The organism is Streptomyces sp. NPDC001732 (assembly GCF_053596315.1).
In genome coordinates, this window is sequence record NZ_JBSFFY010000157.1 from 1 (window position 1) to 3,982 (window position 3,982).

Here is a 3,982-nt window from a genome sequence, read left to right on the forward strand (position 1 = left end):
GGTCTTGGCCTCGCCGGGGTAGAGGTCGGCGGCCCGGCGCATCGACAGGCCGGGCAGGTAGGCGACCCGGCAGCCCGATGGGCGGGCGGCGGCGATCGGCAGGGCTCCGATGTTGGCGACCTGGTCGACGACGACCAGGACAGTGCCGAACTTTCGCGACCAGCTTCTCGAACAGCTCCCGCAGTCCCGGCTCGGGGTTGGGCAGCCGTCTGTCGTGGACGGTCTTGCCCTGCCCGGTCAGACCATGGGCGTGGTGGAACTCCTTGCCCAGGTCAAGGCCGAGGAACAGATGGTTCGCCGGAAAAGGACGCCTCGCCGTCAATTCGCCCCGGCCCGAACCGACGCTTGTATGCCGGTGCAGCGGTGCCAAGCCCGCTGCACCGCGCGACCATCTCGAAGCGGGACTCACCTCGCTCGATCAATCGGCACGCCAGGGCAAGTCGTTCCCCCGTGAGCCATGTCAACGGCATTGTTCCCAGTTGTGCTTGGAAGCGGCGATGCGGCGTCGCCGGACTGACAGCCGCGCGCGCCGCAAGGTCAGATACGGGGAGTGGTGAGTCCGACTTCAGGATCCAACGCTTGCGGAGTTCGTTGCGGTTGGGGTTGGGGTTGTAGCCCTTGCCGCCGAGCAGGGCTTCGGGCCTGCGGCGGGGTTGGCCGGGGTGGCCGACGACGGGCGGGATGCCGCCGACCGGAGCGAGGGTCTGGGGAACGTTGTTGACGTGCGCCCACGAGGCGTCGTCCACGATCCACGGCCGAGTACTCACACTCCAACGAGCGGGCGAATCACCTGACCGGTCACGGCCAACCAGGAAACGTCAGCAAGATCGTGTTACGAGCTCCCAGCAACGGATTTGGTCGAGTTGCTGCCGCTGGCTTGAGCCGGCCGTGGTCGTCGGGCCGGCATCAGGCAAAAGAGCCGGAACGTGGCTGTCTACCCGTGCTCGACTGCGCCGCCGGCCCGGGGGAGCGGTCGAGGAGGCGTACGGCGAAGTCGATGGCGCGGTCCGTTCGCGCGCGGTCCCCGGAGACGAGAAGGTCGAGCTGCAGGCCCCGCACCTGTGCGAGGACAAGGGTGGACAGAGCGGAGGCGTCCTCCGGCGACCAGCCGTCCGCGACAAGCCTGCTGGCGATGATCTCGATCCAGTCGTGGGTGATCGACCGGGAGAGTTCCTCGTCTTCCCCGGCCCCTTCCCCGTGATGGCCGACGAACTCGAAGAGCAGGAGGAACTGGCGCTGCTCCTGCGGTTCGCACAGCCGACGCCACAGCGCCCTGACGAGTTCGGCCGTCGAGTGTGCCTCATGGAGTTCCGCGTCCGCCGTCAGCCATGCGGCCAGATCCGTGCGGACCTTCTCCGCGACGGCCAGGAGCAGCTCGTCCTTCGAGGAGAAGTGCCGTAGCAGTGTCGCGTGGGTAACGCCGAGCGCCTGCGCCACGGGACGCAGGGACAGGCCGCTGATGCCGTGTTCGAGGATGTACTCGGTCGCTGCAGCCAGCAGCTCCGGCCGCCGGTGCTGGAACCGGAGGGCGCGCCCGTCGACGCGGGAAGAACTCATCGCTGCCTTCCTCTGCTCTGTTGTCCATGGAGATTTAACCGTACCACTCGGTTGCCCTAACCAAGTGGTACTGCTACTTTCTCGGTATCGCGGCCGGCCTCTCCGGCCCCCGGGGCGAGCCCACCCCCGCAGTGGTGTCGACCTCTGCCCACTCCTCCTTCCGGATCCCCCGTTCCACTCAAAGGACGACAATGACTGTTCAGAAGCGCATGACCCTGGTCGACCTCGGCCTCTTCACCGGCGTGCCGCAGCACGAGCACTTCTGCCGGATGAAGGACCTCCTCGACACCCGTGAGATGGCGCCCTCCGCGCACCCTCACCTCTGGCCACACGGCGAGGCGGCCCCGCTGCCGGAGAGCTTCGACTACGACGGCACCTCACGGGTCACCAAGGAGTTCCTGGCCCGCACCGACACGTCCGCACTGCTCGTGCTCGTCGACGGGGTCATCAGGCACGAGAGCTACTTCCTGACCGGTGGCCCGGACGTGCAGTGGCTGTCCATGTCGGTCGCCAAGAGCTTCATCTCCGCGCTCGTCGGCATAGCGGTCGACGAGGGGCACATCACGGGCATCGACGAGCCCATCAGCTCCTACATGCCGGTGCAGCCCGGATCCGCGTACGACGGTGTGTCCATCAAGAACGTGCTCCAGATGTCCTCCGGCGCCCGGTGGAACGAGGACTACAACGACCCGGCCTCCGACATCTACCAGCTCACCGCCGCGACGGCGGGCATCGGCGGCACGCTCGACGACTTCGTCGCCCGCATGGTGCGCGAGAGCGGGCCCGGCACCATCTGCCGCTACAACTCCGGTGAGACACAGATACTCGGCGCCTTGGTGGCCCGCGCCACCGGCCGCCCGGTCGCCGACTACATGCACGAGAAGCTGTGCGAGCCGCTCGGCATGACATCGCCGGGATACTGGCTGGTTGACCCTGCCGGGACGGAACTCGCCTTCGGGGGGCTCAACCTGACCGCCCGCGACTTCGCCAGGCTCGGAGAGCTGTACCGCAACGGAGGTGCGTGGCAGGGCCGGCAGATCGTGCCCGCACAGTGGGTGCGCGACTCGGTCACCGCGACCGCGCCGCACCTTCGACCCGGCCGCCCCCTTGTCGGCGGCCAGCAAGCGGATGGAGTCGGCTACGGCTACCAGTGGTGGCTCCCGGCGGGAGACCGTGGCGAGTTCAGCGCGGTCGGCGTCTACAACCAGTTCGTCTACGTCGATCCGGTCAGCCGGACCACCATCGTGAAGCTCTCGGCCAGCCGCCTGTACGGGACGTCCACGGACGAAGCCGTCAGCGGCGAAGAGGAGACCATTGCTTTCCTGCGCGCCATCGCCCGGCATGGCCACTGACCTTCAATTGAACGCGGGTGCTGTCCCGCTGGTGTGGGCAGGGAGGGTGAAGCGGGTTTCCGCGCGGTGCCCGGCGGCTTGGCGAGCTCGCCCTCCGTCAACAACAGTCGGCCCCGCCCAACGCCGACGGCGTGCAGTTGCTGAGCGTGCCGCTGGCCGCCGGGGCGCAGGTCGGCAGCGGACGGCACACCACCGCCCGCTTCACACCCCAGGGCCGACCAGGGCTGACGGCGACAGAGGATTGGGTGACTTCCGGCTCTGTCACCGCATAGTGCCGATGAGGTCTGTGCCCACCAGACGGGCCCGCAAAGTGCTCCGCCCGCGATCAGCGTGATGGTGCCGATAGGGGCGTCCGCCAGTAGGTGCCGAGTTGAGCGGTGGCAGCAGGGTAGGCATGGTTCGCCCGATCATGGAGTTCTCTACGCTTCATGATCACCGAGGGCCGTGCCTCAACACCGTTGCGTTTACGTCCGTGAGCGGTTCGAGAGTCCGTGTTCGAAGAACGTGACGGTGGTGTGGACGGTGTAGTTCTGACTGGTCGTGGGGTGTTGTCCTGCGTTCGGTCAGTACTTGCTGGTGGGGTTCTTGCGGGTGCGGGCCTTGACGCGGTGCCGGTGGCGGGCATCGGGAAATACGTCGTCTCCGACTGCCACTGCTCGTGTTAGCGCCCCTCGAGCCCGGCGGCTGGGTGGGCGACCGGGGCGAGAAGGCTGGTGAGCAGGCGCCGCTGCTCGGTGCGGACAGTGCCATCGGCCGGGGTTGCGGTGACGGCCGCCTCGATGACGTGGATGGTCAGCAGGACGACGAACTCCTTGCGGCCGGCGGCCGGTACGAGGAGCCATACCGCACCCAGCTCGAGAACCCCGGTGCGGAACACGGGGAAATCGGCCGGCAACCCCTGGCATGACGGGCGTCTCCGGCGCCCAAAAATTAACAGCGCTAGTTTAAGTGGCGGACGATATCTCGTCCGTAACCGTATCCGGGAGGAACAGCGATGAAGGCCCACGACGGCATGTACATCGGCGGTGCCTGGCGGCCCGCCGCGGGGCGGGGCACGATCGAGGTCGCGAACC

3 protein-coding genes and 2 pseudogenes are annotated in these 3,982 nt (G+C 67.7%); 1 reads left to right on the plus strand and 4 read right to left on the minus strand.

Annotation, left to right across the window (positions count from 1 at the left end; all coding sequences use genetic code 11):
- The 3 genes and pseudogenes from ACWCXX_RS40705 to ACWCXX_RS40715 form a co-directional block, all read right to left on the minus strand.
- Positions 1 to 289 (minus strand): annotated as a pseudogene (locus ACWCXX_RS40705) (IS110 family transposase); the annotation flags it as partial.
- A pseudogene (locus tag ACWCXX_RS40710) lies at positions 273 to 560 on the minus strand (AraC family transcriptional regulator); the annotation flags it as partial. The pseudogenes ACWCXX_RS40710 and ACWCXX_RS40705, both read right to left, overlap by 17 nt.
- A 346-nt stretch (positions 561 to 906) precedes the next feature.
- The gene (locus ACWCXX_RS40715; RefSeq protein WP_451136285.1) at positions 907 to 1,557 is read right to left on the minus strand and encodes a TetR/AcrR family transcriptional regulator; all 651 of its coding nucleotides are present in this window, start codon (positions 1,555 to 1,557) and stop codon (positions 907 to 909) included.
- 191 nt (positions 1,558 to 1,748) lie between these two features.
- On the opposite strand from ACWCXX_RS40715, the gene ACWCXX_RS40720 reads away from it, so the two are divergent.
- Positions 1,749 to 2,909 carry a serine hydrolase domain-containing protein gene (locus ACWCXX_RS40720; protein ID WP_451136287.1) on the plus strand — a complete coding sequence of 387 codons (1,161 nt, stop codon included), beginning with the start codon at positions 1,749 to 1,751 and terminating at the stop codon, positions 2,907 to 2,909.
- A gap of 661 nt (positions 2,910 to 3,570) precedes the next feature.
- Here ACWCXX_RS40720 and ACWCXX_RS40725 read toward each other — a convergent pair.
- Positions 3,571 to 3,786: a hypothetical protein gene (locus ACWCXX_RS40725; protein WP_451136289.1), complete on the minus strand. Its 216-nt coding sequence runs from the start codon at positions 3,784 to 3,786 to the stop codon at positions 3,571 to 3,573.
- Between the last annotated feature and the right edge of the window lie 196 nt (positions 3,787 to 3,982).

Bases quoted from the DNA above. Each gene is read 5' to 3' on its own strand.
- ACWCXX_RS40715 (WP_451136285.1), bottom strand. From the start codon at position 1,557: ATGAGTTCTTCCCGCGTCGACGGGCGCGCCCTCCGGTTCCAGCACCGG.
- ACWCXX_RS40720 (WP_451136287.1), top strand. From the start codon at position 1,749: ATGACTGTTCAGAAGCGCATGACCCTGGTCGACCTCGGCCTCTTCACC.